We start from the raw sequence: 15844 nt of genomic DNA, 5'->3' as shown, positions 1-15844 counted from the left end.
GGGAGCGATGATATGAACATACTTATTGTCATTGACATGCAAAACGCAGTGTTTCAGACATCTCGTTACCAGAAGGATGCGGTAGTCGGGCGGATCAACCAGCTGATCGATGCTGCTGAGAGAACGTTGTTCATTCTTCATGTAGATGAGGCGATGCAGCCTGGAAGCGAAGGGTGGCAACTATTACCGGAACTCCATCGCCCGAAAAACGCCATTTATATCAACAAAACAGCCTGTGATGCATTCTACCGTACCGAATTGGCCGCTACGTTGGAGCAACTTGGGGGACATCATTTCACCGTATGTGGTTGTGCTACCGATTATTGCGTTGATGCGACAATAAAAAATGCCGCTAGCCGGGGATATGCCCAGACTGTCGCAGCGGACGCGCATACCACGGCAGATCGCCGGGCGGTTAGTGCCGCGCAATTGATTGCGCAGCATAACGAGGTGTGGGCGGATTTCATCATCCCCGGCAATCGGCTATGGGTGAAAGAGACGCAACGGATTTTGCAGGAATGGGATGTGAAAACGGGCGATTCTGAGAGTTCATTGCCTGCCGTCTAGCAGATCTTTCTCAAGCCAATACAGGATGATATCCACGATATAGCGTTGTTCCTGTTCGGTCAGCGCCCGTTGTTGCGGGATACCATGCCACTTGGCCAAACATCCGCGGCAGCAGGTGGCGGTTGCATGCTGTGCAATGAATACCGGATGTCCACGCATCGGTGTCTGTTTGCCATCGTTGGCCGGCAATGCGGGTGCCAGCCGTCGGGCAATAAACTCTGCGGCGTGGGAGGAAATCATCTCTTTGCCTTTACTGAAGCAATAATTGCGTTCCCTGGAGCCTAAATGAAAACGCTGACGGAAGCGTGAGCGTGATAATCGGAGGAACAGCGCATTAATGGTATTCATACATGAAGGGCCGACATCGAAGCGGAAGAACAGAGCCTAGCGCCATGACGAATCGAGGGCAATTATAAATATATAACTCGTTGTATTTTATTGGTAATGTGTTTTTTTTAAATATCGCGTCGCTTCACAAATACCTTAAAAACCCGTGTCGCTTAACGTCAATCGGGTCTACGCTGTCAATGTCGAGTTGATAAACCTAGGGAGCTTTTATGTACAAGACTATCCTGGTGCCTGTGGACATTGATGAAGAAGAACTGACCAAAAAAGCGCTTTCCCATGCGGTGATGTTGGCAAAGCTAGCCGATGCGAAGCTACACCTGTTTCATGCCTTGCCCGATGCCTCGGCATTTATGTCGGCCTATTCATTCGGTATCAAAGAGTTTGAAAACGAAGCGGTGGTTAAGGCGGATGAGAAACTACACTTGCTGGTGAGCACGATCGACCTGCCGCCGGAAAAGCTTTCTCATAGTATTAGCTTTGGGATACCGCGCGATGAGGTGCTGGAACTGGCGCAAGAAATCGAGGCTGACCTGATTGTGATTGGTTCGCGTCGCCCGAATGTTAAAACCTACTTGTTAGGCTCCAATGCCGCCGCGATTGTTCGTCATGCCCAGACGACGGTGCTGGTGGTAAGGTAGTTCCTGCTGCGGGGTCGCGCGAGCGGCTCCGTGTCTATCTTAACTGGCTGTCCTTGCTGCCCCTGCGGTTATAGCCGCTGATGAGTGTGTTTTTTCGATCCAGTTTTTCCTGACAATCGACGCAATACCGAACCCCCGGTAATGCTGTACGGCGGGCTTCGGGAATGGGTTCTCCACACGCCTCGCAATATTGCGCGCTATCACCCTGATGCAACTGACTGCGGGCATGCGCAATGGCGTCATCCACCGTCGCATCAATCTGATCCTGAACGGCACCGTCGTTAGACCAACCACTTGCCATTTGTACGCCTCCTGCCCTTGGGTTTGATGACACAGCTATAGAATCAAGTATGGCATTAATGCAGTACAAACAGGAGAACGGCGGGGGAAATAGGGTGTGTGGGGGGCGTTCGTTATTGATCAGCGAGTGACTTCGGGATATGACCAGCAACATTCCTCACCGAAAGTCTGCTTCGGCGATTATCATCGGCGAACTGCGCCATATTGGCATAATAACAAGGGAGAACGGGAGGCGAGCCCTACTCCCGCTGGGAAGGGGTAAGGTTAGTCGTTGTCGTCAACGGTTGTTCAATACGTTGCTGTTGTTTTTCCTGGTGGTGGAAAAATGCGCCAATAGCAGAGTAGGCAAAACGGCCAAGAAGGATGAGGAGACTGATGATGAGAACAGTTCGGGCGACTTGCGCGGTGCTACTTCGTCGGCGCCTGATGGATATTCGTCGTTTATGAGTGATAGAGGACATTATCCTTCATTTTCCTGGTTATCGCGGGGATTCGCTGTTTTTTATTTAGGCACAGGAGATGAAGGTGGTCAATGCGGTAGGCGCAAAAAGCACTTTTCGTCACCATTTGGCGGCGATTGAAACGATGGAATGTTACTGCGATCACGGTGACAGGAACGGGCGGGCGTCGGTTTGGGACGCCGCCCGTGAGAGTGGTCAATCCGTCAGTTCTTTTCTTCTTCGAGCAGTAGTTTCCAGCCACTGACTTCCTGCCAATACTGTTGTTCCCGCTCAAGATCGAGCTGAACCAGCATATTCTGGCTGAAAAAACCTTGGGGGAATATCAGCGTCCAGGCGCTTTCGGTTGCGATAAGCCGCAGCGTTTTGGGCGTGGTGGTCGCCTGCCGCTGATTGCTCAGCAACGTTGCCAGCCGCAGCAGTTGCACCATCGGCAGGTACTGCTTTTTCTTGAACAGATTAAGCCGCGGCAGTTCCTCAAGCCGGATTGCCTTACGGTGTAGACGCACCATCAGCGCCAGCAGCAACTGCTGTTCCTGATTGAATCCCGGCAGGTTGGTATTCTGCAAAATATAAGCGGAGTGACGGTGCATGCCGCTATGGTTGATGCCCAACCCAACCTCATGAAGCATGGCTGACCATTTCAGCAGCGCCTCAAGCTGCGGGTTAACTAACGATGGGTTCTGCTGCGCCCACTGGGCGTAGAGCAGTTCGGCGGTTTCCCTGACGCGCCGGGCTTGCTCACGGTCGATATTGTAGTGGCCGGCCAGGCTTTGCGCCGTGCGGATACGGATATCCTGATGGCGAAAACGTCCTTCCATTTCATACAGTACGCCTTCGCGCAGCGCGCCGTCGGAAAGCCTAAGTTCCTTGATGGCCAGCGCGTCGAACACGCCGCATAAGATAGATAAACCGGGAACCAAAACCGTCTGGCGGTCTTCCGTCAGCCCCGGCAGGCTAAGCGCTCGGAAATTTTTGAACTGTAGGATGCGATCCTTCAGTATTTCCAGTCTATCCGGCGTGATCAGGCCGTCTTTCTCGCCCATCGCCACCAAAATCTCATGGGTCGCCTTGATGGTGCCGGATGCGCCGAGCGCGTAGTCCCAACTATAAATACGATATTCCCACGCCAGCGTTTCCAGTTTTTGTGCCGCCGCAAGGCGGGCTCGGCGGAAATTCGCTTCGCTGATTTCGCCGTTGGGAAAAAACTGTTGGGCGAAGCTGACGCACCCCATACGGCGACTTTCCACCAGAATGGGTTCGAAATCTTCGCCGATAACCAGCTCTGTAGAGCCGCCGCCGATGTCGATAACCAGCTTGCGGCCCTTTTCCGGCTGGGTATGTTCGACACCCATGAAAATCAGACGGGCCTCTTCATGACCGGAAATGATTTCAATGGGATAGGGTATGATTCTGGCGGCGCGTTTGAGAAAATCCTGAGCGTTGACAGCCTGACGCAACGCATGGGTGCCGACGATGGAAACGTTGGTGGCTGGGAATCCCTGCAGTCGTTCGGCAAACAGCGCCAGACAACTCAAACCGCGCTGGATGGATTCCTCGCTGAGTTGGTTGGCGCTGTCGAGGCCGTCGGCCAGATGGACGCGCTGCTTCAGGCGCCCAAGCACCTGAAGCGCGCCGTTGACCACGCGGGCGACCACCATGTGAAAGCTGTTGGAGCCGAGGTCGATGGCGGCGAATTCCTGCGGTTGTTCGGTAGTGTAATTCGTTAACGGCATGGGGTCAGGCCTGTTCTCCGTGTTGCTCAAGCGCCTTGATATAGTCATAGATGGCATACTGGGCGCGTACTTTGCGCCGATTACCGCGGGCGACATAGCGATTGCTCTGTTCCTTGTCGACTTCGCGGGCTTTTACCGTATCGCTGAACAGGATCTCCAGTATGTTCAGCACCCGTTCCTTGAGAGTGTGATCCAGCACTTCCACCGCGACCTCGATACGGTAATCAATATTACGGGTCATCCAGTCAGCAGAGGAGAGGAACACCTTCTGATCGCCGCCGTTATGGAACACATAGACACGATCATGCTCCAGAAAACGGTCAACAATACTGACGACCCGGATATTATCGCTGATCCCCGGCAATTCTGGAATCAGGGAGCACATCCCGCGCACCAGCAGGTTTACCTTGACGCCAGCCGCAGAGGCCGTATACAGCCGTTCGGCTAATCCCTTGTCCACCAGGTTATTGACCTTCAACGTAATCCCCGCCTCTCTGCCAGCCGTCGCATGGGCGATTTCACCATCAATCAGCTGATAGAGGCGAGCGCGGGAGTTTTGCGGGGAAACCAACAGGTAGTCGAAACTGACCGGACGATAGGGGTTCTCAATGAAATTGAATACCCGGCGAACTTCATTGGTGATGCGTTCATCGGCAGTAAGCAGCGAATAGTCGGTATAGAGCCGGGCAGTTTTCTCGTTGAAGTTCCCGGTGCCGATATGCGCATAACGCACGATGTTATCCCCCTCTTTACGGGAGATCAGAAACAACTTGGCATGGATCTTCAGCCCAGGGACAGAAAAAATCACATGCACGCCGGCTTCAGTCAGCCGTTTGGCCCAGTGGATATTGGCTTCTTCGTCGAAACGCGCCTGCAGTTCAACCACGACAGTGACTTTTTTGCCGTTATGGGCGGCGTGAATCATCGAGTTGATGATGCGGGAGTCCTTGGCCACACGGTAGATATTGATGCGGATGGACAACACGTTAGGGTCAAAGGATGCCTGACGCAGCAGTTCCAGTACGTGCTCGAAGGTATGGTAAGGGTAGTAGAGCAGTATATCGCGCTGCCGAATGGCCTCGAACCCGTTGCGGAAGCGGCTGAATCCGTCGTGACGCAAGCGCGGCAGTGGCTTGTTCACCAGATTGGCGCGGCCGACATTGGGAAACCCGATGAAATCCTTGAAGTTATGGTAACGCCCGCCGGGAATGACTGAATCGTAGGACGAAATCCCCAGCTTATCGAGCAGACAACGCACCATGGCGTCCGGCATATCACGCTGGTAGACGAAGCGTACCGGCTTGGCGGTCAGGCGCTGTTTCAGGCTGGATGACATCAGTTCCAGCAGGCTGGACTCCATTTCCGTGACCAGATCGTATTCGGCATCACGAGTCATCTTCATCGAATAGGCGTTCAGCGAATCGAAGTCAAAAAAGCCCCTGAAGATGTCATCCAAACAGTAACGAAGAATATTATCTATCAATATCATTGTCTTGCGACGGCGCGGCGCTTCTGATGGCAGATCGACGAAGCGCGGAATCTTATCCGAAGGGATTTCCAGCAGTGCGTAATCGGTTCTGTCGCCGCGGATAATTTCTACGGCCAGATAGGTGTAGTCATCTTTGAGAAACTCGACCAGATTGGTCTCCGGCAGCAGCAAGATCGGGGTAATCAGCGGGCGCAGGTACTGACGGAAATACTCACGCAGCCAGATTTGCTGGCTGGGGGAAACCTGCCGCTCGTTGACTAGAAAAATCTGGTTGCGAGCCATTTCCAGCAGCAGTTCGTTGTAAAGGTTGTCGAACAGTTGGTCGGTTCTTAGCACTCGTTCCTGTATTTTATTCAACAGATGGCGCAATCCACTGTCGGAGCCCTGTTCTTCATTGATCAGGATACGGCGCTTGAGGTCGGCAAAACGGACTTTGTAGAATTCATCCAGGTTGCTGGAGTAGATGCCCAGAAAACGCATACGTTCTATCAGCGGGTTGCTTTTATCTGCGGCTTCCTGCAGTACACGTTCATTGAAAGATAACCAGCTCAACTCTTTGTCTATATAGAGTTTGTCCTGACTCATTGTCACTCCGTTACACTATTTTTAATAAAGTGCAGCTACTATCTACCCGCATTGTGGCGTGCACATGACGATAAAAGCGAATGCACGGGCAGACTTACCATTGTCATATTCCAGGGGTAAAGGCAACATATGTACCCCATTTATGGTGATAGTAAGCCAAATCATCCGGCGGGCCGAATGTCGTTTCGGGCGTCAGACCGTATTGGCTACCGATTTCAAACGAACCGGCAGGATTGACGACGACAGCGATGGCAGACACAGGCAGATTACCGTATCGGGACAAACGGCGGGCGTTGATTGATCGCCTGACCCACCGGATCGTAGTGGGAAGCGGTTGGCTGGTGTTGCTGGCGCTGCTGCTGATTTTTTTCTATCTGCTGTATGTCGTGATTCCGTTGTTCTTCCCGCCCTCAATCCATGCAGTACAGGATGTGACATTGGACGACCGGGAACCGGCGGTAGCGCTCGGCATCAGCGATGATGGTCAAACCGGTTTTCGTCTTGATCGTCATGGAAACGGCGAATGGATTTCGCTGACGCACGGTCAGCGCATCGCGCGTCTTTCTCGTATGCCCGAGGTGGTTTTGACTGCCGGCAGCGTTGATGAGCAGCCGCTGCTGGCGCTGGGGCATCCCGACGGTTCCGTGAGCATCGTGCAACCTGATCTGTCGCAGCCCGCAGGCGCGACGCCGCAATGGCGGTTCCCGCTAGGCTCCAGTCCGTTGACGTTAGATGGCGATGCCGCGCCGTTGCGATTATTAGCGATTGCCCATGGAGACGACGGCCCGCGCCTTGCCGTGGTGACGCAGGATAACCAGTTGCGATGGTATTTGCCGGGGGCGGCGGGTATGACGCCGGGCGGGCGAATTGCATTGGACGATGTTGTCGGGCAACTGTTGCTCGCGCCGGATGGGCAACAACTGTATACCTTGTCTGAACGTCGGTTAACGGTGTGGGAGTGGCGCGGTTCGGCGCTAAATCTGCGTGAAACCCTGGCGCTTCCCGGCACGGCGCCTTTTTCACTCTCCTTGCTGGCCGGTGGGCATTCGCTGTTGATCAATGACGCCAATGGCGCTCTCAGCCAATGGTTTGATACCCCGACGGAGAACGGTATGCGGCTCACTGCGGCGCGTCATTTTCCGGTGGCCGAACCACCATTCCGCCTGATTGTCGAACCCCGTCGCCGGGTGTTTGCCACCCTGACCCCCACGGGGGCGTTTTCGTTATTCGCCAGTAAACAGCCGGGCGCATTGCTGACTGCACAACTGGCATCGTCGGCGACGTTGGCGGCATTTTCGCCGCATGGGCGAGCATTGTTGATTGAGTCGCCGCGGGGCTGGCATGCCTATCAGTTGGACAATGCGTACCCGGATATCGGCTGGCGCGGGCTTTGGCAAAAGCTCTGGTACGAGAACTATCCCCATCCTGATTATGTCTGGCAGCCGACGGCGGCCGATGACAGTTATCAAGCCAAATTTAGCCTGACGCCTTTACTGGCGGGGACGCTCAAAGCGGCGTTTTACGCCATGCTGTTCGCCACGCCGCTGGCGCTGGCCGCTGCCGTCTATACCGCTTGTTTTATGGCGCCGACGTTGCGGCGTTGGGTAAAACCGACAATGGAAATCATGGGCGCGTTGCCTACCGTAGTGATCGGGCTTATCGCGGCGCTCTGGCTGGCGCCGCAGATGGCCGATTATCTGGCTTCGTTACTGTTACTGCCGGTGCTGTGGACACTGGCGGTGCTGGCGTGCGGCTGGTGGTTGGATCGCTTGCCGGCGCGTTGGCGCAGGCGCTTGCCGACGGGGTGGGATGCCATGTTGCTGATCCCCGCCATGTTGCTGATGCTGGCGACGGCCTGCTGGTTGGGGCCGCGGCTGGAGATGGCGTTGCTGGGGCAACCGCTTTGGCAATGGTTGGGCGACGGGTTCAGCCAGCGTAACGCGCTGGTCGCTGGCGTAGCGTTGGGTTTTGCCCTGATCCCGCTGATTTTTTCGCTGGCGGAGGACGCGCTATTCAGCGTCCCCGCTGCGTTGAGCCAGGGCTCGCTGGCATTGGGGGCGACCGCCTGGCAGACGTTGTGGCGCGTGATTCTGCCCTCGGCCAGCTCCGGGATTTTTGCCGCGTTGATGCTGAGTTTCGGCCGTGCAGTCGGCGAAACGATGATTGTATTGATGGCGACGGGCAACACGCCGGTGATGGATAACAGCCTGTTGCAGGGGCTGCGTTCGCTGGCGGCGAATATTGCTATCGAGATGCCTGAGGCGGCGATGGCGAGCGGCCATTACCGGGTGCTGTTTTTCGCGGCGTTGGCGTTATTCATTTTTACTTTTGTCGTCAACACGTTGGCGGAGGCAATTCGCCAACGTCTGCGTCGACGTTATCGCGATGAGGGAGAGCAGGCATGAAACGCTGGTTTGGCGGCGGCACGCCGTGGATCTGGCTGACGGCGTCTTCCATCAGCTTCAGTCTGATCGCGCTGGCGGCGGTGTTTATCCTGTTGGCTGGTCAGAGCGCCCGTTATCTCTGGCCGCAGCCGCTGTGGTCCTTCAGTTACAACGATCGGCAAGGCAGCCCGCGTCAGTTAATTGGCGAATTGTACAGTGAGCAGCCGCTTTCGCCGCAGCAGCGGAAAGCGGTTGGCATCACGCTGCCGCCGCAGGAGACGGTCAGCCGTTATCTGGTGAAAACCGGTATGCGGGAAGTGTACGGGCAGAGTTTCCAGACGTTGTTGTCCACCGACGTCGCGCAAAGGGAGCGTGCTTCGGCATTGCTGGCGTTGCGCCGTACCGTCAACGGGATGGCGTATGGCTATCTGGACGGCATGACGGAGGATGGTCAGCCGCTGGTGGCGGGAAATCCGGCGGCTGCGCTGCAACAACGTATTGCGCAAGTGCAGACGTTGATGGGGCGTGCGCAGGACATTCGGTTGAAAAGCATGGTCAGAATCAACCAGCAGTTCGACGCACTACGGCTGGAAGAACACCAGCGCCGGCAGGAAAACCGGTTGGATAGCCGCACCCAGGCGCGGCTGCGGGCGGAGCGTATCGAGCTGGAGCGTCAGTTTGATGCGTTGAACCAGCAACTGGTCAGCCTTAACAGCGAAATTAATCGCACCACGTTGCTCCTGCGAGACGCCGATGGCCGTAAGCATGAGATCCCGGTGAAGTTGATCGAGGCGGCATGGTACCCGAACACCATGACCACCGTGCAGAAAGTGGCGCACGCCTGGCAGACGCTGGTATCGATGATGGCCCGTTTCTCGCCGGATAACAGCGGGCCGGGCCAACTGTTCCCCGCCATTTTCGGCACCATCCTGATGGTGATTCTGATGTCGATCATCGTGATGCCTCTGGGGGTGGTGGCGGCAGTGTATCTGCATGAATATGCTGATAATAATGGATTAACGCGCTGGGTGCGGATCGCCGTGGCGAACCTGGCGGGGGTGCCTTCCATCGTCTATGGCGTATTTGGGCTGGGCTTCTTCGTCTATCTGGTCGGCGGAACGCTGGATTCACTGTTTTACAGCGCATCGTTGCCCAACCCGACATTTGGTACGCCAGGATTGTTATGGGCGTCGCTGACGTTGGCGCTGCTGACATTGCCGGTGGTGATCGTGGCGACGGAGGAGGGGCTATCACGCATCCCGGCGTCGATTCGTCATGGGTCGCTGGCGTTGGGGGCGACACGAGCGGAAACGCTGTGGCATGTGGTGCTGCCGATGGCGGTGCCGGCGATGATGACCGGGTTGATTCTGGCGGTGGCGCGCGCCGCCGGTGAAACCGCGCCTTTGATGCTGGTGGGGGTGGTGAAATCGGTGCCGGCATTGCCGGTGGACGACCTGTTCCCTTATCTGCACCTGGAGCGGAAATTCATGCATCTGGGATTCCAGATTTACGATCTGGCGTTTCAAAGCCCGGATGTGGAGGCGTCGCGCCCGCTGGTGTACGCCACGGCGCTGCTGCTGGTACTGATTGTGGTGGTGTTGAACCTGTCGGCGATTGGCATCCGCCATGTGCTGCGCGAAAAATACCGGGCGATGTCGCTTTGAGTAACGGGAGTAAATGGATGGGCATGTTCAAACAGTCGGAATCGCTACCCTTGATGGATGTTCAGCAGCTTAGCGATGAGCAGACGGCGTTGTCGGTGGATCACCTCAGCCTGTATTACGGCGGCACACAAGCGCTGTGCGATATCTCGCTGCGTATTCCGAAACATCGCGTTACTGCGCTGATTGGCCCTTCCGGCTGCGGTAAATCGACATTGTTGCGTTGCTTCAATCGCATGAACGATCTGCTGGATAATTGCCGGATTGAAGGCGATATCTATCTGCAGGATATGAAGATCAACGATCCAGCGGTGGATGTACCGATGCTGCGTCGCCGTGTCGGTATGGTGTTTCAGCGGCCGAACCCGTTTCCGAAGTCCATTTACGACAATGTGATCTACGGCCTGCGGCTGCAAGGCGTGAAGACGCGCCGTGTGCTGGATGACGCCGTGGAGAGCGCATTGCGAGCGGCGGCGTTGTGGCATGAGGTGAAAGACCGCTTGAGCGATAACGCATTGACGCTCTCCAGCGGCCAGCAACAGCGTTTAGTGATCGCCGGCGATCGCCATCGAGCCGGAGATTCTGTTGCTGGACGAGCCGACGTCGGCGCTGGATCCGATTTCTACGCTGGTGATTGAAGAACTGATCGGGGCGCTGAAGCAGCGGTTTACGCTGGTGCTGGTGACGCATAATATGCAACAGGCGGCACGAGTATCGGATTACACCGCCTTTCTCCATCAGGGGCGCATTATCGAATATAACCACACCGATGCGCTATTCACCGCGCCGTCCGAACGGCGCACCGAAGACTACATCACCGGGCGTTTTGGGTGAATTGTCATATCTTTTTCTTATGAAAAATTGACCTGCGTCGAGAATCCGGCGTTTTGTTGCCGGCCCGCCTCCGCCATTTATCGGTGCAATGGTAGAATATGCGCACTTTAACAGCGGGGCGGCCAATAGCATTATGAGATTCAGCACCATGAGCGAAGGTGACATCATCACCGAGCTTTGCCGACGGATAAAAGATGCACGTATCCAGCAACGATTATCGCAGGTCGATTTAGCCGAGCGAGCCGGGCTGGGCATCGCCACCATCAAACGCGCCGAAATGGGCGAATCCATCACGTTGAGCAGCCTGTTGTCCATTCTGCGCGGCCTGAATCGGCTGCATCAGCTGGAGGGCGTTTTATTTGACGCCAGCGTGGAAACCTTCAATGCGCAGGTGAACGGCGAACAGTCGAAAACGCCGATGCGTATCCGCAAGAAAAATGCAGCCTTCCCGGCCGGCGCTATGCCGGTCGACGCTAGCGTACCCAAGGCGGCGACAGCCAGCAGCGCGCTGGATTGGTATGTCTCGGCGGCGGAAAACAACCTGATCTGGTCCTGGCCGAGCAGCGAAAAAAAGAACGTCTGACTTGCCGATAACCGATAACCGGCGCGCTTTGGGCGGGATGTCGGCGGTAGCGGTAAAACACGCGGGGTTTTTTAAGCACGAGCGGTAACGGATAACCCTGATGGTATCTGTGAGACGTTGGCGAGAGCGGTAATCCGGGCGGTGCTTTTCCGAAGCGTCAGCGGTAGTGGATAACCAGATAACCGTTGATAGTGTCAGTAACCAGTAACCAGTAACCAGTAAGTAAAAAGGGCCGATGCGTCTGCATCAGCCCTTTTTCTATGGTGTGATTGCTATGGTGTGATTGCCATAGTTTGATTGCCATGGTTCGAGTGGCTATTGTCCCGGTTGCTATTGTCCGCGTCGCACATCCATATCCGACATTAACGCCTATCCCGCGCGGACGATGACCCGATCAACGTTTATTCGCACTGCACCACCTTGATGGCCAGGCCGCCGCGCGAGGTTTCACGGTATTTGGCGTTCATGTCTTTACCGGTTTCGTACATGGTTTCAATCACTTTATCCAGCGATACGCGGGGTTCGCTGGTGCGGCGAATCGCCATGCGTGCGGCGTTAATCGCTTTCACTGCAGCGATGGCATTGCGTTCGATGCAGGGAACTTGCACTTGGCCGGCGACCGGATCGCAAGTCAACCCCAGGTTGTGTTCCATACCGATTTCCGCAGCGATGCACACCTGTTCCGGATTGGCGCCCAACAGTTCAGCCAACCCAGCGGCGGCCATCGAGCAGGCGACGCCGACTTCCCCCTGACACCCGACCTCCGCACCAGAGATGGAGGCGTTCATCTTGAACAGGATGCCAATAGCGCCCGCCGCCAGAAAATAACGCAAGCTGGTTTCCGGTGTTACCGGCTGGATAAAGCGGTCGTAGTAGGCCAGTACGGCGGGAATAATGCCGCAGGCGCCGTTGGTCGGGGCAGTGACTACCCGTCCGCCCGCTGCGTTTTCTTCAGATACTGCCATCGCGAACATATTGACCCAGTCCATCGCGTCCATCGGATCGCTGGAGTAACGACCGTTGATGAACAGCAGACGGTGCAGGGCAGAGGCGCGGCGCGGTACGCGCAACGGCCCCGGCAGTACGCCTTCGGTATTCATGCCGCGATGGATACCGTTCTGCATGGTTTGCCAGACGCTGGCGAAGTAACTTTCCAGCGCTTCGCGGCTATGCATGGCGATTTCGTTTTTCATCACCACGGCAGACAGCGATAGGCAATTGTCATGGCAATGTTGTAATAGCTGTCGGGCGGAATAGAACGGCCAGGGGGCGCTTTCTTCCTGAACCGACGGCTTGCCGAAACTTTCCTGATCCACGACGAAGCCGCCGCCGATGGAGTAGTAGGTCTTGCTGTATAGCACCTCTTGCTGATCGTTGAGCGCATTGATCGTCATGCCATTTTCATGCAGCGGCAGATTTTCCGGCTGAAAACGCAGTGTGCTGTTCAGCGGGAAGCTGACCTCGTGCTGCCCATGCAACAGCGGCAAACGCTGAGTGTGCTGAACCTGCTGGATAAAGGCGGGAATAGCATCAATATCAACGGTATCCGGTAGATTACCCGCCAGGCCCATAATGATGGCGATATCGGTATGGTGCCCTTTGCCCGTCAGAGAGAGGGAGCCATAAATGTCCACCGTTATAGCGGCAACCGATGGCATCAGATCGCGACTGACCAGATCGTCCGTGAACATTTTGCCAGCTTTCATTGGGCCAACGGTATGCGAACTGGAAGGGCCGATACCGATTTTGAAAATATCAAATACGCTGACCATAAGGGGTTCCTTTCAGACTACGGCGTTGGTGATGGTGGCTGCCAGCGCCGGGGATAACAATGGGGTGTCGGGCGGTGTCGGCGTTATCCGGCGGCATGGCGCGTTCGGCTCGCCGGGTAGCGCCGCACAAGGGCGGCGCGAAGCCCCGGGATTATTCAAACAGGGTGTAGATGATGGCGGTGATGGCGACCAGACCCAGCAGGGTGATGAACAGGTTGCTGAGTGCGCCGCTGTATTTCTGCATCGCCGGTACACGACGGATGGCGTACATCGGCATCAGGAACAACAGACAAGCGATAACCGGGCCGCCCAGCGTTTCAATCATACCCAGAATGCTGGGGTTCAATGTAGCGACCAGCCAGGTGGTTAACAGCATGAACAGCGCGGTGATGCGGTTGAGTTTAACCAGGGAGACCGTTTTGCCGCGGCTGCGCAGGCTTTTCAATATCATACCGTTGAAGCCTTCGCTGGCGCCCAGGTAGTGGCCCAGGAATGACTTGGAGATCGCAATGGTCGCGATGATGGGCGCCATGTAACCCATAATCGGGTTGTTAAAGTGGTTAGCCAGATAAGACAGGATGGAAATATTCTGTGATTTGGCTTCCATCAGATCCGATGGCGATAACGCCAGTACGCAACTGAACACAAAGAACATGACGGTCAACACCATCATGGTGTGGCTACAGGCCAGAATATGGGAGCATTTTTTCTCGGCATAGTCGCCATATTCACGACGTTTAGCGACCGCGAAGGAGGAAATGATCGGTGAGTGGTTGAATGAAAATACCATGACTGGAATCGCCAACCACAAGGTAGCCAATAGACCATTGCCGGTAACATTATTGCTCAGAGAAATATTTTCAAATACGCCGGTATTCCAGTGCGGGATTAAATAACAGGCCAGCATCATTAATACGGCGAGGAAGGGATAAACCAGAACACTCATCGCTTTAACAATGATGGCTTCGCCTAAACGAACAACAAACATTAACCCAAGAATAAGCACCAGCGACAGGATGGCGCGTGGCGGGGAGGGTAAATGAAGTTGATGAGTAATAAAACTATCAACGGTGTTAGTAATGGCGACACTATAAACAAGAAGAATCGGATAAATAGCAAAAAAATAAAGCAAAGTGATTAATTTACCCGCACCGACGCCGAAATGTTCTTCTACGACTTCGGTAATATCTTCACCACCGTTTTTGCCGGATAATACAAAACGACATAATGCGCGGTGAGAATAATAGGTCATCGGGAAAGCAATAATTGCCATGATAATTAACGGGATAAGCCCGCCAATGCCCGCGTTGATGGGTAAAAACAACACGCCTGCGCCAATGGCTGTGCCATAAAGCCCCAGCATCCAGACGGTGTCGCTTTTGCGCCAGCCGGAGGCCTGATCAAGTGCCTGACCGCTGTCTTGAACTATGCTCATAGTTGTGTCTCCTTGGTGAACACAGGTATAAAAAAGTACCGTACTGGCTTGATGCCAATACTGAATTAATTTGCAGGTTCAAACATGAAAGATCATGTTTTTGGGATAATCTGTTTGTGGCGGCATTCTATATCCGGGGTGGGTTTAAATAATAGCGGAGTGATCACACAAATGGATGGGGATGAATTATTTTTATTTTATCTCACTAAAATTAAAATATCAATCCTGATGCGTTAAATATGTCGTAATTAAGAGTATCTATTTTGATGCGTTATATTGATTGCGCTTAATTGATTCCGTCATCTGTATTTGAATAACGAATAATTAACGTATGTGCTAATTAATATCAAGATGCTTTTTATCGAGCGGGAAAATAATACCCTCGCTGGTTTGTCTGTGGTACTAAAAAATGTCATAGGCTGAATAAATTTACGTTATCGGATGAAGAGCCTATCCCATGAGGGCTATTTCACTTGCCATTTTGGCTCTGGGCAGTGCTCGAAATCCTCACCTACTCCGTGTACGCTCCGGTTTCTGTGCGGCTTCCCGAGTCCAAACTGGCTGCGCCAATAACGCCTACTGGGATAGGCTCTAAGCCATACGCAACGGCGCGGCGATGATGCCGGTCGTTCCTGCCGGAGCGACCGGGGTAATAAGTCGTCTCAGTCAGTCAGACACTGTTGCGCCCAGGCCAGGCCCGATTGGTATTCATCGGGCAGCAACGGCGATAGCGACGCCAGCGTGCGGCACAGCAGAGAGCGGTCTGAATGATTGAAATTGAGATGCCCCACCTTGCGTCCCGGACGCACTTCTTTTTCGTACCAGTGCAGTCGCAGCAGCGGCAAGGCTAACCAGTCGATATTCACATCGGTGCCGATCAGGTTGATCATCACCGACGGCGCGTCGACCTCCGGCATCGGTAGCGGCAGGTTCAATATGGCGCGCAGGTGCAGCTCGAATTGGCTGATGGAGGCGCCGTTTTGCGTCCAGTGGCCGCTGTTGTGCACCCGCGGCGCCAGTTCATTGATCAGCAGACGGTCGCCGACGATAAAAC

At 54.8% G+C, this 15844-nt stretch carries 13 protein-coding genes and 1 pseudogene; 7 read left to right on the top strand and 7 right to left on the bottom strand.

Annotation, left to right across the window (positions count from 1 at the left end; genetic code table 11):
• The first annotated feature begins 12 nt into the window (after nucleotides 1-12).
• On the top strand, nucleotides 13-567 hold the full coding sequence (locus tag DPA2511_RS13755; protein WP_015854361.1) for an isochorismatase family protein: 555 nt from the start codon (nucleotides 13-15) through the stop codon (nucleotides 565-567).
• Here DPA2511_RS13755 and DPA2511_RS13750 read toward each other — a convergent pair.
• Nucleotides 550-915, bottom strand: coding sequence for a DUF4186 domain-containing protein (locus tag DPA2511_RS13750; RefSeq protein ID WP_015854360.1), 366 nt, complete (start codon nucleotides 913-915; stop codon nucleotides 550-552). The genes DPA2511_RS13755 and DPA2511_RS13750 overlap by 18 nt on opposite strands.
• 209 nt (nucleotides 916-1124) lie before the next feature.
• Here DPA2511_RS13750 and DPA2511_RS13745 point away from each other — a divergent pair, with 209 nt between their 5' ends.
• Complete coding sequence (locus DPA2511_RS13745; protein ID WP_015854359.1) at nucleotides 1125-1553, top strand: universal stress protein; 429 nt, start codon at nucleotides 1125-1127, stop codon at nucleotides 1551-1553.
• Between the two features lie 34 nt (nucleotides 1554-1587).
• On the opposite strand, the gene DPA2511_RS13740 is transcribed toward DPA2511_RS13745, so the two are convergent.
• Complete coding sequence (locus DPA2511_RS13740; protein ID WP_015854358.1) at nucleotides 1588-1854, bottom strand: DksA/TraR family C4-type zinc finger protein; 267 nt, start codon at nucleotides 1852-1854, stop codon at nucleotides 1588-1590.
• 139 nt (nucleotides 1855-1993) lie between these two features.
• Here DPA2511_RS13740 and DPA2511_RS24175 point away from each other — a divergent pair, with 139 nt between their 5' ends.
• On the top strand, nucleotides 1994-2434 hold the full coding sequence (locus DPA2511_RS24175) for a hypothetical protein (protein WP_194250201.1): 441 nt from the start codon (nucleotides 1994-1996) through the stop codon (nucleotides 2432-2434).
• An 83-nt stretch (nucleotides 2435-2517) separates the two neighbouring features.
• On the opposite strand, the gene ppx is transcribed toward DPA2511_RS24175, so the two are convergent.
• Nucleotides 2518-4047 (bottom strand): exopolyphosphatase, encoded by a 1530-nt coding sequence (ppx, locus tag DPA2511_RS13735; protein WP_015854356.1) that lies wholly within the window; start codon nucleotides 4045-4047, stop codon nucleotides 2518-2520.
• Nucleotides 4048-4051: 4 nt separating this feature from the next.
• Nucleotides 4052-6121 (bottom strand): polyphosphate kinase 1, encoded by a 2070-nt coding sequence (gene ppk1 / locus DPA2511_RS13730; protein ID WP_015854355.1) that lies wholly within the window; start codon nucleotides 6119-6121, stop codon nucleotides 4052-4054.
• A gap of 248 nt (nucleotides 6122-6369) precedes the next feature.
• Here ppk1 and DPA2511_RS13725 point away from each other — a divergent pair, with 248 nt between their 5' ends.
• From DPA2511_RS13725 to DPA2511_RS13710, 4 genes and pseudogenes are all read left to right on the top strand, one after another.
• A complete protein-coding gene (locus DPA2511_RS13725) occupies nucleotides 6370-8526 on the top strand; it encodes an ABC transporter permease subunit (protein WP_015854354.1) in 2157 nt (718 codons plus the stop codon).
• Nucleotides 8523-10169 carry a phosphate ABC transporter permease PstA gene (gene pstA / locus DPA2511_RS13720; protein WP_015854353.1) on the top strand — a complete coding sequence of 549 codons (1647 nt, stop codon included), beginning with the start codon at nucleotides 8523-8525 and terminating at the stop codon, nucleotides 10167-10169. Before DPA2511_RS13725 ends, pstA begins: the two co-directional genes overlap by 4 nt.
• A 17-nt stretch (nucleotides 10170-10186) precedes the next feature.
• Nucleotides 10187-11000 (top strand): annotated as a pseudogene (gene pstB, locus DPA2511_RS21840) (phosphate ABC transporter ATP-binding protein PstB).
• 133 nt (nucleotides 11001-11133) lie between these two features.
• On the top strand, nucleotides 11134-11583 hold the full coding sequence (locus DPA2511_RS13710; RefSeq protein ID WP_023638392.1) for a helix-turn-helix domain-containing protein: 450 nt from the start codon (nucleotides 11134-11136) through the stop codon (nucleotides 11581-11583).
• Between the two features lie 401 nt (nucleotides 11584-11984).
• Here the strand turns inward: DPA2511_RS13710 and DPA2511_RS13705 are convergent, their stop codons facing one another.
• The 3 genes from DPA2511_RS13705 to DPA2511_RS22895 form a co-directional block, all read right to left on the bottom strand.
• Nucleotides 11985-13355, bottom strand: coding sequence for an L-serine ammonia-lyase (locus tag DPA2511_RS13705; protein ID WP_015854350.1), 1371 nt, complete (start codon nucleotides 13353-13355; stop codon nucleotides 11985-11987).
• A 151-nt stretch (nucleotides 13356-13506) separates the two neighbouring features.
• On the bottom strand, nucleotides 13507-14790 hold the full coding sequence (locus DPA2511_RS13700) for an HAAAP family serine/threonine permease (protein WP_015854349.1): 1284 nt from the start codon (nucleotides 14788-14790) through the stop codon (nucleotides 13507-13509).
• A gap of 662 nt (nucleotides 14791-15452) precedes the next feature.
• A partial coding sequence (locus tag DPA2511_RS22895; RefSeq protein ID WP_023638391.1) for an ATP-grasp domain-containing protein occupies nucleotides 15453-15844 on the bottom strand: 392 nt, incomplete at its 5' end.

It is taken from the genome of Musicola paradisiaca NCPPB 2511 (assembly GCF_000400505.1).
GTDB classification, from domain to species: Bacteria; Pseudomonadota; Gammaproteobacteria; order Enterobacterales; family Enterobacteriaceae; genus Musicola; species Musicola paradisiaca.
The sequence above is the reverse complement of the archived record's forward strand: the minus strand, read 5'-3'. Positions and strand labels throughout refer to the sequence as shown.